Annotated in this window: 20 protein-coding genes; 9 read left to right on the forward strand and 11 right to left on the reverse strand. The window is 71.8% G+C overall.

Annotated elements, in window-relative coordinates; translation table 11 throughout:
• A complete protein-coding gene (locus ABD708_RS16890) occupies positions 1-3,378 on the forward strand; it encodes an AfsR/SARP family transcriptional regulator (protein WP_344756613.1) in 3,378 nt (1,125 codons plus the stop codon).
• Between the two features lie 127 nt (positions 3,379-3,505).
• Here the strand turns inward: ABD708_RS16890 and ABD708_RS16895 are convergent, their stop codons facing one another.
• The 4 genes from ABD708_RS16895 to ABD708_RS16910 are packed head-to-tail and all read right to left on the reverse strand — an operon-like array spanning position 3,506 to position 6,163.
• Positions 3,506-4,330, reverse strand: a complete 825-nt coding sequence (locus tag ABD708_RS16895; protein ID WP_344756615.1) for an ABC transporter permease — start codon at positions 4,328-4,330, stop codon at positions 3,506-3,508.
• On the reverse strand, positions 4,327-5,325 hold the full coding sequence (locus ABD708_RS16900) for an ATP-binding cassette domain-containing protein (protein ID WP_344756617.1): 999 nt from the start codon (positions 5,323-5,325) through the stop codon (positions 4,327-4,329). Before ABD708_RS16900 ends, ABD708_RS16895 begins: the two co-directional genes overlap by 4 nt.
• A 57-nt stretch (positions 5,326-5,382) precedes the next feature.
• The gene (locus tag ABD708_RS16905) at positions 5,383-5,934 is read right to left on the reverse strand and encodes a Clp protease N-terminal domain-containing protein (RefSeq protein ID WP_344756619.1); all 552 of its coding nucleotides are present in this window, start codon (positions 5,932-5,934) and stop codon (positions 5,383-5,385) included.
• Positions 5,918-6,163, reverse strand: a complete 246-nt coding sequence (locus tag ABD708_RS16910) for a helix-turn-helix domain-containing protein (RefSeq protein ID WP_344756621.1) — start codon at positions 6,161-6,163, stop codon at positions 5,918-5,920. Before ABD708_RS16910 ends, ABD708_RS16905 begins: the two co-directional genes overlap by 17 nt.
• Positions 6,164-6,259: 96 nt before the next feature.
• Here ABD708_RS16910 and ABD708_RS16915 point away from each other — a divergent pair, with 96 nt between their 5' ends.
• A complete protein-coding gene (locus tag ABD708_RS16915; protein WP_344756623.1) occupies positions 6,260-7,207 on the forward strand; it encodes a sulfurtransferase in 948 nt (315 codons plus the stop codon).
• Here ABD708_RS16915 and ABD708_RS16920 read toward each other — a convergent pair.
• On the reverse strand, positions 7,098-7,805 hold the full coding sequence (locus tag ABD708_RS16920) for a LysR family transcriptional regulator substrate-binding protein (RefSeq protein ID WP_344756625.1): 708 nt from the start codon (positions 7,803-7,805) through the stop codon (positions 7,098-7,100). The genes ABD708_RS16915 and ABD708_RS16920 overlap by 110 nt on opposite strands.
• Before the next feature lie 80 nt (positions 7,806-7,885).
• Here ABD708_RS16920 and ABD708_RS16925 point away from each other — a divergent pair, with 80 nt between their 5' ends.
• The gene (locus ABD708_RS16925) at positions 7,886-8,257 is read left to right on the forward strand and encodes a DUF5997 family protein (protein WP_344756731.1); all 372 of its coding nucleotides are present in this window, start codon (positions 7,886-7,888) and stop codon (positions 8,255-8,257) included.
• On the opposite strand, the gene ABD708_RS16930 is transcribed toward ABD708_RS16925, so the two are convergent.
• Positions 8,245-8,817 (reverse strand): TetR/AcrR family transcriptional regulator, encoded by a 573-nt coding sequence (locus ABD708_RS16930; RefSeq protein ID WP_344756627.1) that lies wholly within the window; start codon positions 8,815-8,817, stop codon positions 8,245-8,247. The two genes, ABD708_RS16925 and ABD708_RS16930, sit on opposite strands and share 13 nt — an antisense overlap.
• 101 nt (positions 8,818-8,918) lie before the next feature.
• Between ABD708_RS16930 and ABD708_RS16935 the strand changes: the two genes are divergently transcribed.
• The gene (locus tag ABD708_RS16935; RefSeq protein ID WP_344756629.1) at positions 8,919-9,638 is read left to right on the forward strand and encodes an SDR family oxidoreductase; all 720 of its coding nucleotides are present in this window, start codon (positions 8,919-8,921) and stop codon (positions 9,636-9,638) included.
• 112 nt (positions 9,639-9,750) lie between these two features.
• On the opposite strand, the gene ABD708_RS16940 is transcribed toward ABD708_RS16935, so the two are convergent.
• From ABD708_RS16940 to ABD708_RS16950, 3 genes are all read right to left on the reverse strand, one after another.
• The gene (locus ABD708_RS16940) at positions 9,751-11,061 is read right to left on the reverse strand and encodes a M18 family aminopeptidase (protein ID WP_344756631.1); all 1,311 of its coding nucleotides are present in this window, start codon (positions 11,059-11,061) and stop codon (positions 9,751-9,753) included.
• Positions 11,058-11,498 carry a hypothetical protein gene (locus tag ABD708_RS16945; protein WP_344756633.1) on the reverse strand — a complete coding sequence of 147 codons (441 nt, stop codon included), beginning with the start codon at positions 11,496-11,498 and terminating at the stop codon, positions 11,058-11,060. The genes ABD708_RS16940 and ABD708_RS16945 overlap by 4 nt, the downstream gene beginning before the upstream one ends.
• Before the next feature lie 101 nt (positions 11,499-11,599).
• Positions 11,600-12,730: a citrate synthase gene (locus ABD708_RS16950; RefSeq protein WP_344756635.1), complete on the reverse strand. Its 1,131-nt coding sequence runs from the start codon at positions 12,728-12,730 to the stop codon at positions 11,600-11,602.
• A gap of 52 nt (positions 12,731-12,782) precedes the next feature.
• On the opposite strand from ABD708_RS16950, the gene ABD708_RS16955 reads away from it, so the two are divergent.
• From ABD708_RS16955 to ABD708_RS16970, 4 genes are all read left to right on the forward strand, one after another.
• On the forward strand, positions 12,783-14,039 hold the full coding sequence (locus tag ABD708_RS16955) for a citrate synthase (RefSeq protein ID WP_344756637.1): 1,257 nt from the start codon (positions 12,783-12,785) through the stop codon (positions 14,037-14,039).
• Between the two features lie 67 nt (positions 14,040-14,106).
• On the forward strand, positions 14,107-14,439 hold the full coding sequence (locus tag ABD708_RS16960) for a hypothetical protein (RefSeq protein WP_344756639.1): 333 nt from the start codon (positions 14,107-14,109) through the stop codon (positions 14,437-14,439).
• Positions 14,440-14,553: 114 nt separating this feature from the next.
• On the forward strand, positions 14,554-15,399 hold the full coding sequence (locus tag ABD708_RS16965; protein WP_344756641.1) for a PPK2 family polyphosphate kinase: 846 nt from the start codon (positions 14,554-14,556) through the stop codon (positions 15,397-15,399).
• Between the two features lie 64 nt (positions 15,400-15,463).
• The gene (locus ABD708_RS16970) at positions 15,464-16,648 is read left to right on the forward strand and encodes a MalY/PatB family protein (protein ID WP_344756643.1); all 1,185 of its coding nucleotides are present in this window, start codon (positions 15,464-15,466) and stop codon (positions 16,646-16,648) included.
• Between the two features lie 77 nt (positions 16,649-16,725).
• On the opposite strand, the gene ABD708_RS16975 is transcribed toward ABD708_RS16970, so the two are convergent.
• Positions 16,726-18,006 (reverse strand): O-acetylhomoserine aminocarboxypropyltransferase/cysteine synthase family protein, encoded by a 1,281-nt coding sequence (locus ABD708_RS16975; RefSeq protein WP_344756646.1) that lies wholly within the window; start codon positions 18,004-18,006, stop codon positions 16,726-16,728.
• Between the two features lie 93 nt (positions 18,007-18,099).
• Here ABD708_RS16975 and ABD708_RS16980 point away from each other — a divergent pair, with 93 nt between their 5' ends.
• Positions 18,100-18,993: an alpha/beta hydrolase family protein gene (locus tag ABD708_RS16980; protein ID WP_344756648.1), complete on the forward strand. Its 894-nt coding sequence runs from the start codon at positions 18,100-18,102 to the stop codon at positions 18,991-18,993.
• A gap of 10 nt (positions 18,994-19,003) precedes the next feature.
• On the opposite strand, the gene ABD708_RS16985 is transcribed toward ABD708_RS16980, so the two are convergent.
• The gene (locus tag ABD708_RS16985) at positions 19,004-19,831 is read right to left on the reverse strand and encodes an ArsR/SmtB family transcription factor (protein WP_344756650.1); all 828 of its coding nucleotides are present in this window, start codon (positions 19,829-19,831) and stop codon (positions 19,004-19,006) included.
• Positions 19,832-19,894: the final 63 nt, after the last annotated feature.

Below are 19,894 nucleotides of genomic sequence, written 5' to 3' on the forward strand. Positions count from 1 at the left end.
GTGGCAGAGACGGGCGTGGGCGCGGCGCGCGTCCAGGTGCTCGGGCCGGTGCGCGTCGCCGGGCCCGACGGGTGGGTCGACGTGCCCGGCGTCAACGGCAAGGCGCTCATCGTCTCGCTCGTGCTGGCCCGCGGCGCGGTGGTCTCGGTGCCGTCGCTCGTCGACGACATCTGGCAGGACGACCCGCCCCGCAACGCCCGCGCCGCCCTGCAGACGCTCGTCTCGCGGGTGCGCGCCGTCGCCGGCGACGAGCTGATCGAGTCGCACGCCGGCGGCTACCGGCTGGGCACGGATGCCGTCGACCTCTGGTCCGCCGAATCGCCCCGCCGCGGCGAGCCGGGCGCGGACCTCGGCGAGACCGAGCTCGCCACCCGGCTACGCGAGACCGCGGACGGTGTGCGCGTGCGCGCGCTCGAAGCACGGGTGACGGATGCCGTGAACTCCGGCTCCCCCGCCGACGCGGTCGACGCGGCCCGCGCCCTCGCCGACGCCACCCCGTACGACGAGCGCGCCCAGCTCATGCTGATGAAGGCTCTCGCCGCCGACGGCCGCCGCGGCGAGGCGCTGCGCGCCTTCGCGGAGTTCAAGCAGCGCCTCGACGACGAGCTCGGGGCGCGGCCGGGGGCCGAGCTGGTCGCGTGCAACGCGGAGCTGCTGCGCGACCCCGGCGCCGCGACCCCGACACGTGCGCTGCTCGGATCCGCCACGCGCGGCTCGGATCCGGACAGCGCAGAGCGGATCCCAGCAGCGCAATCCGCGTCGGGGAAGGGCGGCGGCGCCCCGAAGCGCGTCGCGATCGGCCTGCGCGCCGCACCGAACCAGCTCATCGGCCGCGACGCCGACATCAACGCGCTCGAGAAGCTCATGGCGAGCTCGCGGCTCACGACGATCCTCGGGCCGGGCGGGCTCGGCAAGACGCGCCTCGCGCAGGAGCTCGCGCACCGCTCCGCCGAGACGACGCCCGGTGTCGTGGTGGTCGAGCTCGCCGGCATCCGTGAGTCCGACGATGTGCCGCTCGCCGTCGCCGCCACCCTCGGCATCGGCGAGGTCGGCGCCGGGCGGCTCAGCCTGCGCGACCCGATCGTGCTGCTCGAGGTGCGCACCCGCATCCGCACCGCGCTGGCCGAGCGCGAGACGCTGCTCGTGCTCGACAACTGCGAGCACGTCATCGAGGGGGCGGCCGAGCTCGTCGACCAGGTCCTCAGCGAGATCCCGACCGTGCGGGTGCTCGCGACGAGCCGCGCGCCCCTGCAGCTCGGCGCCGAGAGCGTCTACCCGCTCGGCCCGCTCACCGCTGACGAGCACGGCCCGGCCGTCGCGCTCTTCCTCGAGCGCGCCCGCGCCGCGCGCCCGGGCGCTGCACTCCCGCTCGACGCCGTCGCCCGCCTGTGCGAGCACCTCGACGGGCTGCCCCTTGCGATCGAGCTCGCCGCCGCGCGCATCCGCTCCATGTCGGTCGACGAGATCGAGCGCCGCCTCTCCAACCGCTTCGCGCTGCTGCGCGGCGGCGACCGCAGCGCGCCGGAGCGCCACCGCACGCTGATCGCCGTCATCGACTGGAGCTGGAACCTGCTCTCGGAGTCCGAGCGCCGCATGCTGCGGCGGCTCTCGCGCTTCCCCGACGGGTTCAGCGCAGAGGCCGCTGCGGCCGTCGTACTCATCGACACGGCGGCGGACGGCGAAGACGCAGCACGACTCGCGGCATCCGATGATCTCGATGCTCTGGTCTTGCAATCGCTCGTCTCGGTCACGGAGGGGCCCGTCGGGCTGCGCTACCGCATGCTCGAGACGGTGCGCGAGTTCGGCGACATGGCCCTGGTGGATGCCGGCGAGGACGCCCTCGTCGCGACCGCCCAGGCACGCTGGGCGCAGCGCTTCTCCCGTGAGGCGATCGCTCGTCTTCCGACGTCGCGGCAGAGCGAGGCGATCCGCGCGCTCGCCGTCGAGCACGACAACCTGGTCGCGGTGCTGCGCACCCACGACAGCGACCCCGCGGTCGTCGTGCCGGTGTTCGCCGCGCTGCTGTTCCACTGGATGGTCCGCAATCAGTTCCGCGAGGTGCTGGCGTTCGCGCCGCTCATCGCGCGCACCGCGGCCGGCGAACTGCCTGCGCAGGCTCCGGACGCGGCGACCATCACCCTGATCTTCGCCTCGATAATGGGCCTCGCGGGCTCGCAGGCGCCGCGCACCGGCCAGCGCGGGCGCGAGCAGCGGCCCGAGCTGCCCGACGAGCTCAAGGAGTTCCAGGCGGTGCCGCCGGGCGTGCTGCTGCGCGCCGGCCTGCGGGCGCGCGTCAAGGTGCGGCGCCTCGTGCGCTCGGGCGCGGTGTCGCCCTGGCTCGCCGCGCTCGGCGAAGTGCTCGCCTCGACGATCAGCTACCGAGCCGAGTGGGGTGCCGCCCAGCTCGAGGGGCTGCGCGACTCCGATGACGAGGTCGTCCGCATCCTCGGCCACCTGTTCAGCGGTCTGCTCAGCGAGAACACCGGAGAACTCGAGCGTGCACTGGCGCACGTGCGGACCGCGTGGGACGGCGCCTCGCGCCTCGGCCTCGACTGGGTCGCCGGGCAGGCGGCGCAGGGCCTCGCCAACCTCTCCAGCCAGGACGACCGGCCTGCCGACACCCTGGACTGGGCCGCGCGCTCGCGCGACAAGCTCGCGGCGATCGGCGCCGTCGAGGAGATCGGGCAGTCCGACTGGGTCGTGGCGATCAACAAGCTCAAGCTCGGCCGGCGCGACGGTGTCGCCGAGGCGTTCGAGCGCTTCGCGAACACGGAGGACGGCCCGCAGGGGGGCTTCGACGGCCTCGACGCGCGCGCGATCGGGTGGGCGGGGCTCGCCGAGCTCTCCGCCGCCGACGGCGACACCGACGAGGCGGTCGAGCGCTACCGCTCCGCCGTGCGGCTCTATGGCCCCAAGCCGGGCTCCTTCTCGCGCGGCGCGTGGTACCTGATCAGCGGGGCCGGCGCGCTCGCGGCATCCGTCTACTACGGCCGCAGGGACGAGGAGGCGCTGGCGATGTGGCGCATCCAGCGCATCGGCACGCGCGTCGCGGCCCGCGGCCGTGGGCGCGGCGGGCCGGCCATGGTCGACCGCCCTGTGCTCGCGACCGCCGCCCTGGGCCTCGCGATCTGGCTGCTGGGCGCGCCAGGAGCGACGGATGCCGCACGCCGGGTCGGCGTGCAACTCGTGGCTCTGGCCGAGCGGCTGCACTCCCGACAGGATCAGCCGGTGCTGGTGCGGGCGCGGGCGTTCGCCCTCGCCGAGAGCGCGGTCGGGGCATCCGCCGTCGCCTCCGCCCGCGAGCGGGTGGCCGCCCTGCCCGATCTCGCGGCCTGCACGAGCGACCTCGACGAGCTGCTGCGGCTGACCCGCCTCTGAGCGGCACCCGCGAAGCGGTCAAGTGCGCTACACATGCGGATCGCCGCCACCTCAAGAAGAGTGGCGGCGATCCGTAGCTGTAGCGCGGCGCGCATGGCGGGGCGGCGCCGAGGCCGCGCCGGGGCGGCTACGCCTTGCGCATGTACGCGCGCACCGTGAGCGGCGCGAACACCGCGACCACGACCGCGGCCCCGAGCAGGGTCCACCACACGTCGGCCCCGACCGGCTGAGAGGCGACGATCGCGCGCATCGCGGTGATGACGTGCGACACCGGGTTCACGTCGGCGAACCAGCGCAGCCAGTTCGGCATGGTGGCGGTGTTGACGTAGGCGTTCGAGAGGAACGTCAGCGGGAACAGCACCATGAACGAGATGCCCTGCACCGAGCTCGCGGTGCGCGCGATCACGCCGAAGAAGGCGAAGATCCAGCTGATCGCCCACGCGACGGCGACGATCAGCAGCCCGGCGAGCACGAGGCCGAGCACTCCCCCGTCGGGCCGCCAGCCGATCGCGATGCCGGTGAGGAAGGTGATCGTCGTGGCGATCGCGTAGCGCAGCGTGTCGGCCGTGAGCGCTCCGGCAAGCGGCGCGATGCGCGCGATCGGCAGCGAGCGGAAGCGGTCGAACACGCCCTTGTCCATGTCCTCGCGCAGCTGCACGCCGGTGACGACGGATGCCGTGATGACCGTCTGGGCGAGCACGCCCGGGATGATCGTCGGCAGGTACCCCTTGATGTCGCCTGCGAGCGCTCCGCCGAACAGGAAGGTGAACATGACGGTGAACAGGATCGGCTGCAGCGTCACGTCGAAGAACTGCTCGGGCGTGCGGCGGAACTTCACCAACCCGCGGTAGGCCATGACGAGCGAGTTCGACACCGTCTGCGCGATGCTCGTGTGGTTCTTGAGCTTGCGCTCGGATGCCGGGACGATCCGAGTCGTCGAGATGGTGGTCATGCGCGCACCTCCGCAGCGCTGTCTTCAAAATCCGAGTCGTCGGCCTCGGCGGTGACGCCGTGGCCGGTGATGGTGAGGAACACCTCGTCGAGCGTCGGCTTCTGCACCGAGAACTCGTCGAGGCGGATGCCGGCTTCGCGGAAGCGGATCAGCAGGTCGGTGACGGCGTCGGGGTTCGACATGGGTGCCGTGATGCGGCCGGCTTCCGGCGAGGGCGTGCCTTGCACGCCGAACACCTCGGAGATGAGGCGCAGCGCCTCGCCGGTGTCGTTGCGGTCGGCGATGCGCAGGATGAGCGAGGACGTGCCGACGGATGCCTTGAGCTGATCGGCCGTGCCCTCTGCGACGACCTTGCCCGTGTCGATGACTGCGATGCGGTCGGCGAGCTGGTCGGCCTCGTCGAGGTACTGCGTGGTCAGCAGCACGGTCGAGCCGGTCGCGACCAGGCTGCGGATCGTGTCCCACATCTGCCCGCGCGTGCGCGGGTCGAGGCCCGTGGTCGGCTCGTCGAGGAAGATGAGCGGCGGCTGCGCGATGAGGGAGGCGGCCAGGTCGAGGCGGCGGCGCATGCCGCCGGAGAACTTGGCGAGGGGCCTCTTCGCGGCATCCGTCAACCCGAACGCCTCGAGCAGCTCGTCGCCCTTGGCCTTCGCCTGCTTCTTCGACAGCCCGAGCAGGCGGCCGAAGATGTACAGGTTCTCGTTGGCCGAGAGCTTCTCGTCGACCGAGGCATACTGCCCGGTGACGCCGATCAGCTGGCGCACGATGTTCGCCTCGCGCACCACGTCGTGGCCGAAGACGCGGCCGGTGCCGCCGTCGGGCTTGAGCAGGGTGGCGAGCATGGAGATGGTCGTGGTCTTGCCGGCGCCGTTCGGGCCGAGCACGCCGTAAACCGTGCCCGCCTGAACCTGCAGGTCGACGCCGTCGACCGCCCGGTTGGACCCGAACACCTTGACGAGGCCCTCGGCCTCGACGGCGAGTTCGGTGGAAGTCATGTCTGTGTCCTCAATCTGTTCGTTGAGTGGATGATTCGATGATCGGACGCGGCGCTTTCACGCCTCTTGCGTGGCGCTTACAACCGCCTGGAGCAGCCGCGAACGGTCGAGACCGGCGTAGGCGAGCGCGCGCGGCACGGTGCCGAGAGAAGACGAGAGGATGCCTGCCGCGACATCGCCCGTCCTCATGTTGTGGCGTCTGTGGGATGCCGAGACGCGGTGGGCAGCGACCAGCGCCTGACGCGCCGAGGTGCCGAAGCGGGCGCGGCTCTGCCGCCCGGTGCTCACCAGACGGTCAGCAGGCACCGGCTCGACGCCGGCGGCGCGCAGGCTGTTCTCGCGCTCGGCGATCAGCGCGCGGGCGAAGGTGTCGTAGTCGAGCCCCTCGGCGGCGAGCACCGCCGCAGCGCCGCCTGTGCCGGCTGTGCCGCCTGTGCTGCCTGTGCCGGCGAGCAGCGCGAGCATCAGGTGCTCGGCTTCAACGGCCGGGAGGCCGCGGCGCTCCGCCTCGGCGGTGGCAAGGCGGACGAGCGCGCGAACCTCGGCGCCGATGGACTGGCCGGAGCGGCCCTGGTGGCCGCCGGTGCGGCCGTCAGTCGACGCGGACATTGCGCCTCCTCAAGTCGATGTCGGTGCCGGCGAGCCGGCGCAGGTGCTTCTTGTGCACCGCCTGGCGGGTCACCCCGAGCGCCTCGGCGACCTGGGACCAAGACCAGCCGGCACGCAGAGCGCGCTCGACGGCGGCGTCCTCGAGGCGGTCGGCGAGCTCGCGCAGGGCGACGACGGCCGCGAGCTCGTCGGCGGGGCCGCCGAGCGGGTCGGGAACAGTCGAGGCCATGACAAGCAATTGTGGTTGCTTAATTCGAGGATGTCAACTGAAGTTGCTATTCCGCGATGCTTAACACCGGTTGAACATCCGCCTAGCATTGCGCTTGTGCCGCACCCCCTCTTCGACGGTCTTCCCGACCCGGCCCTGGTCACGACGCAGTGGCTCGCCGAACACCTCGGCGCCGAGGGGCTCGTCGTGCTCGACGCCACGGTGCTGCGGGTGACGGGCTTCAACGGGGCCGACGCGTATGTGAGCGGCGAGGAGCAGTACCTCGTGAACGGCCACATCCCCGGGGCGGTGTTCGCCGACCTGTTCGACGATTTCAGCGACCCAGAGGGCGAGTACCCCTTCAGCCATCCGAGCGCCGGGCATTTCGAGCGCGCCGCACAGACACACGGCATCGACAACGACACCGCGGTCGTGGTGTACGACACCGCGGACGGCGTCTGGGCGGCGCGGCTGTGGTGGCTGTTCCGCTCGGTCGGCTTCGCGGTGCGGGTGCTCGACGGCGGCCTTGTGAAGTGGCGCGCGGAGGGCCGGCCGATCGCGACCGGCGACGTGCGCCCGCGGCGCGCCGGGGAGTTCTCGGCCCACCCCGACAACGACGCATGGGCCGACAAAAGCGAGGTCGAGGCCGTGGTGGCGGGCGGCGAGGATGCCGTGCTGCTGTGCGCACTGCCGGCCCCCGAGTACACGGGCGAGGCGGGCGGCATCCGCCGGCCGGGGCACATTCCCGGATCGGTGAGCGCACCGGCGGCCGAACTCGTCGACCGGGCCACGAACGCCTACCTGCCGGCGGCGCGGCTGCGCGAGACCCTGGCAGAGGCACTCGTCGCCGAGTCGCCGATCATCGCCTACTGCCGCAGCGGCGTCGCCTCGACGAGCGGAGCGCTGGCCCTCGAGCTCATCGGCCGCACCGATGTGAAGGTCTACGACGGATCGCTCAACGAGTGGGCCGCCGACGCGAGCGCCCCGCTCGAGACGAGCGTCCCGGTGCTTGCGGCTTCCGGCGGCGGTCGGCACCTGGCGCGGCCGGAGCAGCCGAAGCCGTAGCGCCTGCGTTCGCGCCTGCGCCCGAGTTCGCGCCGCGCGAGGAGTTCGCCGTGCGCCCGCGCACGACCCCGATGAAGTCGTCGATGCGCGGCCGCGACTCTTCTGGTGAATCTGTGAGCCAGGCGAGCCCGACCCGCCAGCCGGGCACGTCCGTGACGGGGCGCGCGACGACGTCCCTGCGGGCGTACAGCCGCGCGATCGACTGCGGCACGATCACGACGCCGACGTTCGCAGCGACCACCTCGATCGTCATCTCGACGTCATCGTCGAACGGATGCCGCACCTCGCCCTCGAGCTCGGCGAGCGTCACCTCATCGGCGGCCTCGACCACGTGGCCCTTGGGCGCGACGACGAACGGGCGCTCCTCGTAGAGCGCGATCAGGTGCACGTCGTCGGGGCGCTCCACACCCTCCTCAAGCCGGATGAAGGCCAGCTCGGCTGCGCGCTCGCGCAGCGGCTGCAGCTCGGCCGCGGCATCCGTCACCGCCGCGATCTGAACGAGTTCGAGCGGATGCCGGGGGAAGCGCTCCCCCCAGATGCGCGCCCACTTGCCGGGCGTGACGCCGCGGGCGTAGGCGATGCGCAGGCTGTCGGGCACACGGCCAGGCTACCGAAGGCGGTCGCCGGTAGCCTGAGGTCATGAGCGACAACGCGCCCCGACCCGCCGGCCCCGATGCGATGAAGCCGGCCACCGCCGCGAAGAAGCTCGGCATCTACCTGCCGGCCGCGCCGGAGACGTTCCAGGTGGGCGCGCTCACGCGCGACGAGTTCCAGGAGCTGCAGTCGAACCCGCCCGAGTGGCTCGTCGAGCTGCGTCTCGCCGGCCCGCACCCGCGCGAGGTCGTCGCCCGCAAGCTCGGCGTCTCGACCTCGGGTCTCGCCCGCGCCGGCGTCACCGAGGCGCTGACGACCGCCGAGATCACGGCTCTGCTGCAGAGCCCGCCCGAGTGGCTCGTGCGCGAGCGTGCGACTCAGGCCGCCGTGCGCGCCGAGAACGCGCGGGTGAAAGAGGCGAACGCCGCAAAGGCTGCGCGAGCTCAGGAGGGCTGAGAGCCGAAGCTGCTGCTGAGCTCGGCCGCTGATTCGCGGACGCGATCGCGCAGGCTCACCTCGGCGGGGGCGTTGAGCCACCGCTCGAACGCGGTGCGGAAGATCGCGATGGCGACCTGGGCGAGCAACGTCGCGGTCGAGGCAGGCACACCGCGGCTGCGCAACGCATCGGCCGCGGCATCTGTCGCGACGGCGAACTTCGTCAGCGCGCGCTCCTGCAACTCGGGGCTCGCGCGCACGACGGCCTGCCGCCGCGCGGCGATCGCGGCCTGGTCCGCGAGCCGCTCGGCGACGGCGTCGAGGGCGGCGAGCACGGCTTCCATGGGAGCGAGCGCCGCGTCTGCCGTTCGAATCCGATCGCCGATCACCGCCGGCAGCTCATCGGAACCGGCGAACAGCACGTCCCGCTTGTCGGCGAAGTAGCGCGAGAAGGTGCGGCGAGTGAGGCCCGCCCGCTCGGTGATCTCGGCAACCGTGACGTTCTCGTAGCCGCGCTCGAGGAACAGCTGGAGCGCCGCTTCGCGGAGGCGGCTCTCGCCCTCTGGGTCCCAACGCGGCATGGGTCAACATTAGCGCGATGACACAGTGAGACATCAGTGATAGCGTGATGTCACATTGAGACATCACGGCCGTATCGGCCCTTTCTCGCGAAGGAGACACCATGGCACTCACGGATCAGCACGTCGTCGTGATCGGGGGAAGCTCGGGAATGGGGCTCGCCACGGCCCGGGCAGCCGCCGAGGCTGGGGCGCAGGTCACCATCGCCTCCTCCAATCGGTCGCGTCTCGATGAGGCGCTCGCCACCCTCCCCGCCGACAGCGTCGGCATCGTGGTCGACGCCCGCAGCGAGTCCGACTTCGCGGAGCTGTTCGCACACACAGGCGAGATCGATCACCTGGTCTACACGGCGGGCGACTCCGTCCGGCCGAAGCCGCTCGCCGAAGTCTCGCTCGACGAAGCGCGGCAGCTGCGCGATGTGCGTTTCTGGGGTGCCGTCGCCGCCGTGAAGCATGCGACGCCGCGGCTGCGGGCAGGCGGCTCGATCGCCCTGACCTCCGGCACGGTCGGCGAGCGCCCCGCGCCGGGCATGGCGCTCGTCGCCAGCGGTGCAGCGGCGATCGAGGGACTGGCCAGGGGGCTCGCCGCCGAGCTGGCGCCGATCAGGGTCAACGCGGTCCGGCCGGGCGCGATCCGCACGCCGCTGTGGGACGGCGTCCCTGAGCCGCAGCGCGAGGCCGCGCTGGCCTCGCTCGCGAACCGCACCTTGACCAAGACGATCGGCTCGGCGGAGCAGATCGCGGCGGCGCACCTCTACCTGATGCAGAACGCCTTCGTGACGGGCACCGTGCTGACCGTCGACGGCGGCCAGCTGCTCGCCTGAAGCACGTCGCAAGACACTCCACGCGGCGGCGACGTGCTCGCCGCTGCGTCGATCGGGCCGTACTCCTCACGCCGGCTGCGGTGCGCCGGGTAGAGACCGGCGCACAATCAACTCAGCCCAGCGCGAAGAACGCCGTGACAGCGCTCGCGAGGGCGACCGGGTCGTTCACATGACAGAGCTCGCGGGCCGAGTGCATCGACAGCAGCGGGATGCCGACGTCGAGCGTCGCGATGCCGAGCCGCGTCGCGGTGAGCGGCCCGATCGTCGACCCGCACGGCACCGAGTTGTGCGACACGAACTCCTGGTACTCGACCCCGGCCGTCTCGCACAGCTGCGCCCAGAGCGCCGCGCCCGCGGCATCCGTCGTGTAGCGCTGGTTGGCGTTGATCTTGAGCAGCGGCCCTCGACCGGCGAGCGGCCGATTCACGGGGTCGTGACGGTCGGAGTAGTTCGGGTGCACCGAGTGCCCCGCGTCGGCCGAGACGACCCAGCTCGCCGCATACGCGCGCAGCCGCTCGGTCTCCGACGCCCCGAGCCCGGCGGAGATGCGGGTGAGCACGTCGGACAGGAACGGACCGGATGCCCCCGAGCGGGACTCTGAGCCGAGCTCCTCATGGTCGAACGCGGCGAGCACGGGGATCTGGGCGCCGGCCGCCGCGCCTTCGGCTGCCGCGATCAGCGCGGTCACGCCGGCATGCACCGAGCTCAGGTTGTCGAGGCGGCGACTCGCGAACAGCGACCCGCCCAGCCCGAAGCGCGCGGGCGGCTGGGTGTCGGCGGTCAGCACGTCGTAGCCGAGGACATCGGATGCCCGCACACCGGCCACCTCGGCCAGCAGCCCGACCACGTCGGCGCCGCCGAGCGGCGCGTCGGTGGCGAGCCCGAACACGGGCTGCGTGTGCCGCTGCTTGTCGAGCACCAGCCCCTCGTTGTTGACGCCGCGGTCGAGGTGGATCGCGAGCTGCGGGATGCGCAGCAGCGGCCCCGTGCGCACGAGATGCTCGCGGCCGTCGCGGGTGACGAGCCGTCCGGCGAGCTCGAGCTCGCGGTCGAGCCACGAGTTCAGCAGTGGCCCGCCGTACACCTCGACGCCGGCTTGCAGCCACCCCGAGCCCTCAACGGTGGGCTTCGGCTTGAGCTTGAAGGCGGGCGAGTCGGTGTGCGCGCCGAGGACGTGGAAGGGGGTCGTCGCCCCCGCACCCTCCGGCACGATCCACGCGACGACCGCGCCGTCGCGCACGACCACATAGCGGCCAGGGGCCTCAGGCCAGGCATCCGTCTCAGCCAACCGAGCGAAGCCCGCGTTCTCGACCCGGCGCGCGACCTCGGCTGCGGCGTGGTACGAGCTCGGGGATGCCTCGATGAAGGCGGTGAAGTCGGCGATATAGGCGTCGGTGACGGGGGATTCGCTGGCGTCGGTCACTCCTCAAAACTAGCGGCGACCCGGGCGACCTCGGCGAACTCTTCCGCACCGAGGCTCCGCACGCCGAAGTCGTGGCTGATGAGCTGCGCGTGCACGGGCACGCCCTCGTCAGCGCACGCCCACGCGAGCGCGGCGGCGGACTGCAGGTCGGCCTCGGTGGCGATCGGGCCGCCGAAGCGCTCCCACACGAGGATCACCGACTCGATCGGCGTGCCGGCGATCGCCTGGCGGAGCATTCCGGCGATGCCTGCTGCCAGCTCGGGATCGAGCGGCGAGGGCAGTTCGTCATTGGGCATGAGCGTCGGCAGCATCACCGAACGCTCATCGAGGAACAGCAGCCAGAGCTGGTTCCGGCAGGCGCGCCCGATCAGCAGGGCGACGCGGTCGTTAATGTCGGTGTCCGTGAGCAGGGGCTCGAAGCGGTCGATCTCGTCCATGCGGCCATCGTGCAGGCAGCCGCAGACCCGGCATCCGGTCGGACCCCCGAAATGTGGACAAGCAACCGCATCTCGCGCCTGTGCTGAAGAAGACCGGCGCCTCAGGCCGCCAGTTCGGGCCCCACATAGCGCGCCGACGGCCGGATGATCTTGCCGTCGCGCGCCTGCTCGAGCACGTGCGCCGTCCACCCGATCGTGCGCGCGACCGCGAAGGTGGGCGTCAGCATCTCGCGCGGCAGCCCGCACAGCTCCATCACGACGGCGGCGTAGAACTCGACGTTCGCGTGCAGCGCGCGCCCCGGCTTCAGCTCGGCGAGCAGCCGCTCGACGGTCTCCTCGAAGCGCAGCGCGAACTCGACGCGCGGGCCGCCGAAGCCCCGCGCGACCTCTTTCAGCAGCGCAGAGCGCGGGTCGACCGTGCGGTAGACGGCGTGGCCGAAGCCCATGATCCGCCGCCCGGCGGCGAGCTGCTCCCGCACCCACGGCTCGATGCGCTCGGGCGTGCCGACCTCGTCGAGGCTGTCGAGGGCGCGCGCAGGCGCCCCGCCGTGCAGCGGCCCCGAGAGCGCGCCGAGCGCTCCCGCGAGGCACGAGGCCACGTCGGCTCCGGTCGATGCGATCACCCGCGCGGTGAAGGTCGAGGCGTTGAAACCGTGGTCCATCGCCGCGACGAGATAGGCGCTCAGGGCGCGCTCGTGCACGGCATCCGGAACCTCTCCCGTCACCTGGAACAGGTAGTTCGCGACCAGTCCGCGGTCATCACGCAGCGGCAGCGGCTCGACCGCGCCGCGGAACACCGCTGCGAGCACGACCGGGGCGGCGGCTGCCAGCTCGATCGCGTCGGCGAGTCGCGCGTTCTCGTCGAGGTCGTAGACGGGGCGCAGGCCGCGCGCGGCCGACAGCAGCGGCCAGGCCGCCTTGAGCCCGGCGAGCGGCGTGACGGATGCCTCACCGGCCCCTTTTACGAGAGACGCGATCACCCGCCCGAGCTCGGGCGATTGCTGCGCGGCACGCACCCGCGCATGGAACGCCGCGAGCTCGGGCTCGCTCGGCAGGCGTCCCGTGACGAGCAGGTGCCAGACCTCCTCGAAGCTCGCGGTGCGGGCGAGCTCGATGGCTGAGTGGGCTCCGTATTGGTAGTAGCCCTCCCGGCCGTGCACGTCGCTGATCGTGGTCTCGGCCACCGCCACCCCGCTGAGGCCTCGCGGCACGTCGATGAGCTTGTCGTCCATGCGATCAGTGTGCGAACGTGATCGCCAGTCAGTCAATCTTGATCGGATCAATATGACAGAGCACGGCAGCCACGAACCGCTCCCTCGCCTCACCGCCGCCCAGGCAGCCGCCCGGCTCGGCATCAAGCAGGCGACGCTCTACGCCTACGTCTCGCGCGGCTTGCTCGGCCGCGAGCGCACGGCGGCCGGCTCGACCTTCGACCCGCTCGAGGTCGAGGCGTTCGCACGCGCGCGGCAGCGTGGCCCCGCGTCCGGCTCGACCGGAACGAGAAGCACGGCCGCCGCGGCGAGTGCGGCCGGCTCGCCCCTCATGGTGCTCGACACCGACCTCGCGGAGATCGCCGATGACGAGCTGTTCTACCGCGGCCGCCCCGTCGTCGAGCTACTTGGGCGGCCGCTCGGCGAGGTGGCGGCCTGGCTCTGGCACGGCCCGGGCAACGCGGTCGAGGCGGGCGCTGTTCTCCTCGACGATGCCGCCCTCGACACTGCCCGCGCGCTCGTCGCCGCGCTCCCGCCGGATGCCGCGCTGCTCGACCGCATCCAGGTGGCGGTGACGGGGCTGGCCGCCTCCGACCCGCTGCGACACGAGGCGACCGCCGACGGACTGCGACGTGCGGGCGCGCTGCTGCTGGCCGGCATCCCCCGCGCGCTCTCCCCCATCGACGCACCGCCCGAGGCCGGCGTCGCCGAAGTCCTCTGGCCGGCGCTCACCGCCGAGGCGCCGACGGCGGCAGGCATCCGTGCCCTCAATGCCGCCCTCGTCCTGCTGATCGATCACGATCTCGCCGTCTCGACGCTCGCCGCCCGGGTCGCGGCGTCGGCTCGAGCCTCGGGCTACGCCGTCGCCACCGCGGCGCTGGGCGCGTTCGACTCACCGCTGCACGGCAACGCGAGCCGTGCCGCTGCCGAGGTTCTCACCGAGATCGTCGGCGGCACGGAGCCGCACCGAGCGCTTGCGGTCGCGGTGCGCGACAGCGGCGGCGTGCCCGGGTTCGGTCAGCCGCTCTATGCGGGCACGGATGCCAGAGCCGCCGCCCTCTTCCCGCTGATCGCCGAGCTCGACGGCGCCGCGCCGGTGCTCGCAGCCGTCGATGCGCTGACCGCCGAGGTGAGCGGCCGCGCCTCGCACCTCCACCCGAACATCGACCTCGCGCTCGGGGCGCTTGCCCTGGCCGCCGGCATGCGTCACGACGCGGGCACGGCCGCCTTCGCCATGGGCCGCCTCGTCGGCTGGATCGCGCACGCGCTCGCCGAGTACGAGCAGCGCCCGATGCGGCTTCGGCCGCGCGGCCGCTACGTCGGGCCGTAGCCCATAGCACGCGGCACTCCACGGCGGCGCAATCCACCCGTCACCGGGCTGGCGTAGGGTTTTCCGCATGACCGGCAGCGAGGATCTCGAGACGCGGCGCCGTGAGGCGCGCGACGAGCTCTCCGCGATCATCGAGCTCAAGTGCCGAATGGGCGACGACCCGTGGGAGTTCCTGCCCGAGCTGCCGAGCGTCGACGAGCAGGTCGTGCTGACCATGCGGCTCGAGCGCATCGAAGAGGCCGGCCTCGAGGACGAGCGGGCGCGCGCCTACCACCCGACGGCCCCGCACGACGCGGCCGAGCGCTTCGAGTTCAGCGTGCTGCGCGGCATCGCGCTCGACCACCCTGGCCTCACCCGGGCCGTGTGGGGTCTGCTGGGCCGGCTGCACGACGCGGCGTAGCCCGGCTGCGCCCGTTCGGCGCACCTGCGTCCGCGGCACCGGGCGCACTTGCGCCATTCGGGCGCACCGCCCCGCCCTCTGGGCACAGTCGGCCCGCCGCAATAGAGTCGCCCCATGAAGGCATGGAAGGTCGACCCGTCCGTCGCGCTCAAGGCGGGCCCGAAGTTCGCGCTCGCCGATCTCGACCCCGCGTCGACGCCCGGATTCACGGGCGGCAAGAAGGACTCAGAGGCGGTGCTGGCTGCCGGCGCCGCCGACCTCACCGCGCTGCAGCAGCGCCTCTACGCCCGCGGCGTCGAGGGCGACGAGCGCCGGGTGCTGCTCGTGCTGCAGGGCATGGACACCTCGGGCAAGGACGGCACGGTGCGCCACGTGGTCGGCACGACCCACCCCGAGGGCATCGCCCTCAAATCCTTCAAGGCGCCCACCCCGTGGGAGCGCCGCCACGACTTCCTCTGGCGCGTCGCCCGCCAGGTACCCGGGCCCGGCATGATCGGCGTCTTCAACCGCTCGCACTACGAGGACGTGCTGATCCAGCGCGTGCACCAGATGGCGCCGGCCGCCGAGATCGAGCGCCGCTACGGCGCGATCAACGACTTCGAGGCCGGTCTCGTCGAGCGCGGCATCGCGGTGATCAAGGTGATGCTGCACATCTCGCCCGATGAGCAGAAGGCGCGCCTGCAGGAGCGCCTCGACCGCCCGGACAAGTACTGGAAGTACAACCCCTCCGACGTGACGGAGCGCGGCTTCTGGAACGAATACCAGGAGGCGTACCAGATCGCGATCACGCGGACGTCGACGGATGCCGCACCCTGGTACGTCGTCCCCGCCGACCGCAAGTGGTACGCCCGCATCGCCGTGCAGCGCCTGCTCGACGGCGTGCTCGAGGGCTTCGACCTGACCTGGCCGCTGCCGAGCTTCGACCTCGCCGCCGAGAAGAAGCGGCTCAAGAAGTCATAGGGCTTGAAGTCATAGGGCTTCACGCTGATTTCGTCGTGCGACGGCTGCGCGGCATCCTGAATCCATGACGTTCGAGCCCGCACTGCCGCTTGACGAACTGCGCCGCACGCGCTCGAGCATCAAGTGGCGCAGGTTCGACGAGGACGTGCTGCCGATGTCGGTCGCCGAGATGGATTGGGGCATCGCACCCGAGATCACGGCGGTGCTGACGGATGCCTTGGCCAAGGGCGACACCGGATACCTGGACAACCCCGGCCCGCTCGCTCCCGCCTTCGCCGACTTCGCGCTCACCTCGTGGGGCTGGCTCGTCGACCCAGGCTGGGTGCACCTCGCCACCGACGTCACGGTCGGCGTCGTCGAGGCGCTGCGCCTCGAGGTGCCGCGCACAGGCGGACGCGTGGTGATCACGCCGCCGGTCTACAACCCGTTCTACGAGATGGTCGGCGAGACGGGCGCGGAGATCGTCGAGGTGCCGCTCGATGAGGCATCCGGCTGGTCCCTCGATCTCGCGGGGCTCGAGGCGGCCTTTGCGAGCGGCGTCGACGCGATGGTGCTGTGCCATCCGCAGAATCCGACGGGGCGCGTGCACTCGCGTGCCGCACTCGAAGAGCTCGCCCGGATCGCCGCCGCGCACGATGTGCTGATCGTGAGCGACGAGGTGCACGCGCCGCTCACGCACCCGGGTACCGAGTTCGCCCCGTTCGCGCCGATCGCCGCGGCGGCCGGCGCGCGCAGCGCCACCGTCACGAGCGCGAGCAAGGGCTGGAACCTGGCTGGCGCCAAGTGCGCCGTCGTGGTCGCGGCCGATTCGCGCACTGCCGCACAGCTGCAGGGCCTGCCCGAGGAGCTCGCCGCCCGCACCAGCATCCTCGGCCTGCATGCCAACATCGCGGCGTTCGCGAACCCGTACTGGCGTGATGCCGCGGTGCGGCAGATCGTGGCCAACACCCGACTGCTCGAGCGCGAGCTCGCGGCGCACGCCCCTTCGGTGCGGCTGGTGCGACCAAACGCCGGCTACCTCGTCTGGCTCGACTTCCGCGACACCGCGCTCGGCGACGACCCGGCCACGCCGCTGCGCGAGCTCGGTCGGGTCGCCTTCAACGCGGGCCCGTCGTTCGGCGCACCTGGCCGTGGCTTCGTGCGCGCGAACCTCGCCTGCGACCCGTCGACGGTCGTCGAGGCGGTGGCGCGCATCGCGCGCACGCTGGAGCTCGTGGCGGAGGAATCCGCCGCTCCCGCCGCTCGCTGATCGCCCGCGCTACACCTGCGGATCGGCGTGGCCGCCACAGTTGCAGCGCCATCCCGTAGCTGTAGCGCGCAGCGCGGCTACGCCACCGACCCCGCCGCGACCAGCCCGCGCTCGAGGTCGGCGATGAGGTCGCGGGCGCTCTCGATGCCGATCGACAGCCGGACGAGGCCGGGCGTGATGCCGGCATCCGCCTGCTGCTGCTCGTCCAGCTTGAGATGGATCGTCGACCCCAGGTGGATCGCCAGCGTGCGCACGTCGCCGATGTGCGTCATCGGCGTGATCAGCTCGAGCGCGTCGATGAAGCGGCGCGCGGCCTCGCGCGAGCCGAGGTCGACCGACACGACCGAGCCGGCGCCCTTCGGCAGATAGCGCTGTGCCAGCGCGTAGTACGGACTCGACGGCAGACCCGGATAGAGAACGGATGCCGGCTCGGGCCGACCCGCGAGGAATTCGGCCACCGCCTGGGCGTTGGCGACGTGGCGCTCCATGCGCAGTGACAGCGTCTCGATGCCGTGCAGCAGCAGAAAAGTGCTCGTGGGCGGCACAGTGGGGCCGTACTCGAGCACGATAACCGTGCGCAGGTACGCCCCGAGCGCACCGGCGCCGAAGCGCTCGACGAACGACCCGACGCCGGGGCGCGGCGGCTCGCTGAGCTGCGGGAAGCGGCCGGACGCGGCCCAGTCGAAGCGCCCGCCGTCGACCACGGCGCCGCCGATGACCGAGCCGTGGCCCGAGAGCCACTTCGATGTCGAGTGGATGACCACGTCGGCGCCGAACTCGATCGGCCGCTCGAGATAGGGCGTGGGCACGGTGTTGTCGACCACGAGCGGGATGCCGTGCGCGTGCGCGATCTCGGCGAGGCGCGAGAGGTCGGTGACCTGGCCGAGCGGGTTGGTCAGGCTCTCGGTGTACAGCGCCTTCGTATTCGGCCGGATGCGGGCGGCCCACTCCTCGTCGCTCGCCTCGTCAGGCACGTATTCGGCCTCGATGCCCTGGCGCTTCAGCACGCCGCGGAACATCTCATTGGTGCCCTCGTAGAGCGACTTCGTGATCAGCAGGTGATCGCCCGCGCCGGCGAGCGCCGACACCGCGACGAGGATCGCCGCCTGCCCACTCGCGACGACGATGCCGTCGACGCCGCCCTCGAGGTCGGCGATGCGCTGCCCGGCGACGAAGTTCGTCGGGTTCTCGTTGCGCGAGTAGGCGCGCCCGCCGCGGCCGGCGAAGCGCGCCTCGCCGTCGTCGAAGTCGTCGAACACGTACCCGGCGGTCTGATAGATCGGGGTGACGCGTGCCTGGGCGTGCGCGTCGATCACGGCACCCGCGTGGATCTGGCGCGTCTCGAAGTCGAGGGGCATGCCGACAACTGTATTGGCACTCCCGCGAGCGCCCGTTGTGGCCGGTTCACAAGACGCAACGAGAGCGCAGCGGCGTGCGATTAGCGTGACGCCATGGCAACGGAGCACCCGATCACCGCGCCCGACGGCACCAGGACCGTCGTCGACGAATACCTTCCGACCACTGCACCAGGCAGTGCAGGCGCGACGACGGATGCCGGGAGCGCCGTGCTCTTCCTGCCGGCCCTCGGCGTGCCGATCGGCTACTACACGCCCCTGTTCGAGAAGGCCGCCGCGCGCGGCATCCGTATCTTCGGCCTCGAGATGCGCGGCCGCCCGCGCACCTCGACGACCGACATGCGCAAGCACGACTGGGGCTACGCGACGATCATCGAGCAGGACATCCCGGCGGCGTTCCGGCAGTCCCCGCTCGGCGACGTCGAGCACTTGAGCGTCGTCGGCCACAGCCTGGGCGGCCTGCTCGCGCTCTCGGCGACCGGTGCCGGGGTGCTGAAGCCCGAGCGCATCGTGACTGCCGGCAGTGGCGCCGCCCACTACACGACGCGCGACGGCGCGATCCCCAAGCTGCAGCGCCGCCTGATCACCCCCACTGCCATCGCGATCACGAAGGCGGTCGGGTACTTCCCCGGCGACCGGCTCGGCTTCGGCGATCGGCAGCCGAAGACGATGATCGGCGACTGGCACCGTGAGGCGCGCACGGGCCGCTTCGAGTTCGCGAACACCGACGTCGACTACGAGGAAGCACTGCACCATGTCGAGGTGCCCGTGCTTCAGGTGTCGTTCGCGGGCGACACGCTGGTCTCGCCGCGTGCGGTCGACATGCTGGCGGCACGGGTCGGACCGGTCACGCCGCAGCGGCTTCATCTGGGTACGGATGCCAACGACGGCCGCGCCTGGGATCACGTGCGCTGGCCTCGCCAGAACGCAGACGCCGTGCTCGATGCGATGCAGTCCTGGGCCCGCGAGCACCCGGTTCCGACCGAGTAGCCGGCGCCGTTCAGCCGTGCTCGGCCATGCGCGCGGCGCGTTGCACGGCGTGGAACTCCCAGGGCGCGGTCGGCAGCACCTCGCCCGTCTCGAGCAGCGTCTTGAGGTTGGCGAACACGGTCGGCCAGCCTTGTCCGACGGCGTCGCGGTCGGCGGCGCTCGGGAAACGGGTCTGGGTGACGGTGAGCTTGACGATCTCGCGGAACGGCTCGATGTCGAAGGTCACGAGGCTCAGCTCGGCGGTCGGGTCGGCGGCGTCACGCGGATCTCCGAACTCAAACGAGAGGCGCGTCGGGCGGTCGACCTCGACGACGGTGCCGGCCGCGTCGGCGATGCCGGACCCGTCCGAGCGGACGTGCTCGATGTGGCTGCCGACCTTCCAGTCGGAGATCTGGGCGTGGCCCCAGAACCGGGCGGTGAGCTCGGCGTCGGTGAGGGCGTGCCAGACCTGTTCGGCCGTGGCACGGATGTAGGTGACGTAGACATAGTCGGGTATCGCCGGTGATGGCGTGGTCTCTGACATCGCGCTCTTCTCTGCTCTGTTCTTGATCGACGCGAGAGCCGCGAGCTGCGGCTCTTGGAACTTCCAGATCCAGCGGCTCTGGAGTTCGTGGATGGGCACCGGGTTCAGGTAGTGCAGCTTGCGCCGCCCGTTGCGCACCGCTGTGACGAGCCCGGCGGCCTCGAGCAGGGCGAGGTGCTGGCTGACGGATTGCCGGCGCAGCTCGAGAACCTCGCAGAGCTCGCCGAGCGTCAACCCGGCGCGCTCGTGCAGGGCATCGAGCAGCCGCCGCCGACCGGGATCAGCGAGCCCCTTGAACACCTTGTCCGCGTCCACAGTCGCATTATGCAGGCATTTACCTGCATATCTCAATGACCCAATATTCATGCTCGGGAGGAG

Origin of the sequence: Gryllotalpicola koreensis (genome assembly GCF_039538185.1) — a bacterium.
Classification (GTDB): Bacteria; Actinomycetota; Actinomycetes; order Actinomycetales; family Microbacteriaceae; genus Gryllotalpicola; species Gryllotalpicola koreensis.

What these genes read in the sequence shown, in the direction of transcription:
- ABD708_RS16895 (WP_344756615.1), bottom strand. Translation starts at nt 4,330, where the DNA reads ATGACCACCATCTCGACGACTCGGATCGTCCCGGCATCCGAGCGCAAG.
- ABD708_RS16900 (WP_344756617.1), bottom strand. Translation starts at nt 5,325, where the DNA reads ATGACTTCCACCGAACTCGCCGTCGAGGCCGAGGGCCTCGTCAAGGTG.
- ABD708_RS16905 (WP_344756619.1), bottom strand. Translation starts at nt 5,934, where the DNA reads ATGTCCGCGTCGACTGACGGCCGCACCGGCGGCCACCAGGGCCGCTCC.
- ABD708_RS16910 (WP_344756621.1), bottom strand. Translation starts at nt 6,163, where the DNA reads ATGGCCTCGACTGTTCCCGACCCGCTCGGCGGCCCCGCCGACGAGCTC.
- ABD708_RS16925 (WP_344756731.1), top strand. Translation starts at nt 7,886, where the DNA reads ATGAAGCCGGCCACCGCCGCGAAGAAGCTCGGCATCTACCTGCCGGCC.
- ABD708_RS16930 (WP_344756627.1), bottom strand. Translation starts at nt 8,817, where the DNA reads ATGCCGCGTTGGGACCCAGAGGGCGAGAGCCGCCTCCGCGAAGCGGCG.
- ABD708_RS16935 (WP_344756629.1), top strand. Translation starts at nt 8,919, where the DNA reads ATGGCACTCACGGATCAGCACGTCGTCGTGATCGGGGGAAGCTCGGGA.
- ABD708_RS16945 (WP_344756633.1), bottom strand. Translation starts at nt 11,498, where the DNA reads ATGGACGAGATCGACCGCTTCGAGCCCCTGCTCACGGACACCGACATT.
- ABD708_RS16950 (WP_344756635.1), bottom strand. Translation starts at nt 12,730, where the DNA reads ATGGACGACAAGCTCATCGACGTGCCGCGAGGCCTCAGCGGGGTGGCG.
- ABD708_RS16955 (WP_344756637.1), top strand. Translation starts at nt 12,783, where the DNA reads ATGACAGAGCACGGCAGCCACGAACCGCTCCCTCGCCTCACCGCCGCC.
- ABD708_RS16960 (WP_344756639.1), top strand. Translation starts at nt 14,107, where the DNA reads ATGACCGGCAGCGAGGATCTCGAGACGCGGCGCCGTGAGGCGCGCGAC.
- ABD708_RS16965 (WP_344756641.1), top strand. Translation starts at nt 14,554, where the DNA reads ATGAAGGCATGGAAGGTCGACCCGTCCGTCGCGCTCAAGGCGGGCCCG.
- ABD708_RS16970 (WP_344756643.1), top strand. Translation starts at nt 15,464, where the DNA reads ATGACGTTCGAGCCCGCACTGCCGCTTGACGAACTGCGCCGCACGCGC.
- ABD708_RS16975 (WP_344756646.1), bottom strand. Translation starts at nt 18,006, where the DNA reads ATGCCCCTCGACTTCGAGACGCGCCAGATCCACGCGGGTGCCGTGATC.
- ABD708_RS16980 (WP_344756648.1), top strand. Translation starts at nt 18,100, where the DNA reads ATGGCAACGGAGCACCCGATCACCGCGCCCGACGGCACCAGGACCGTC.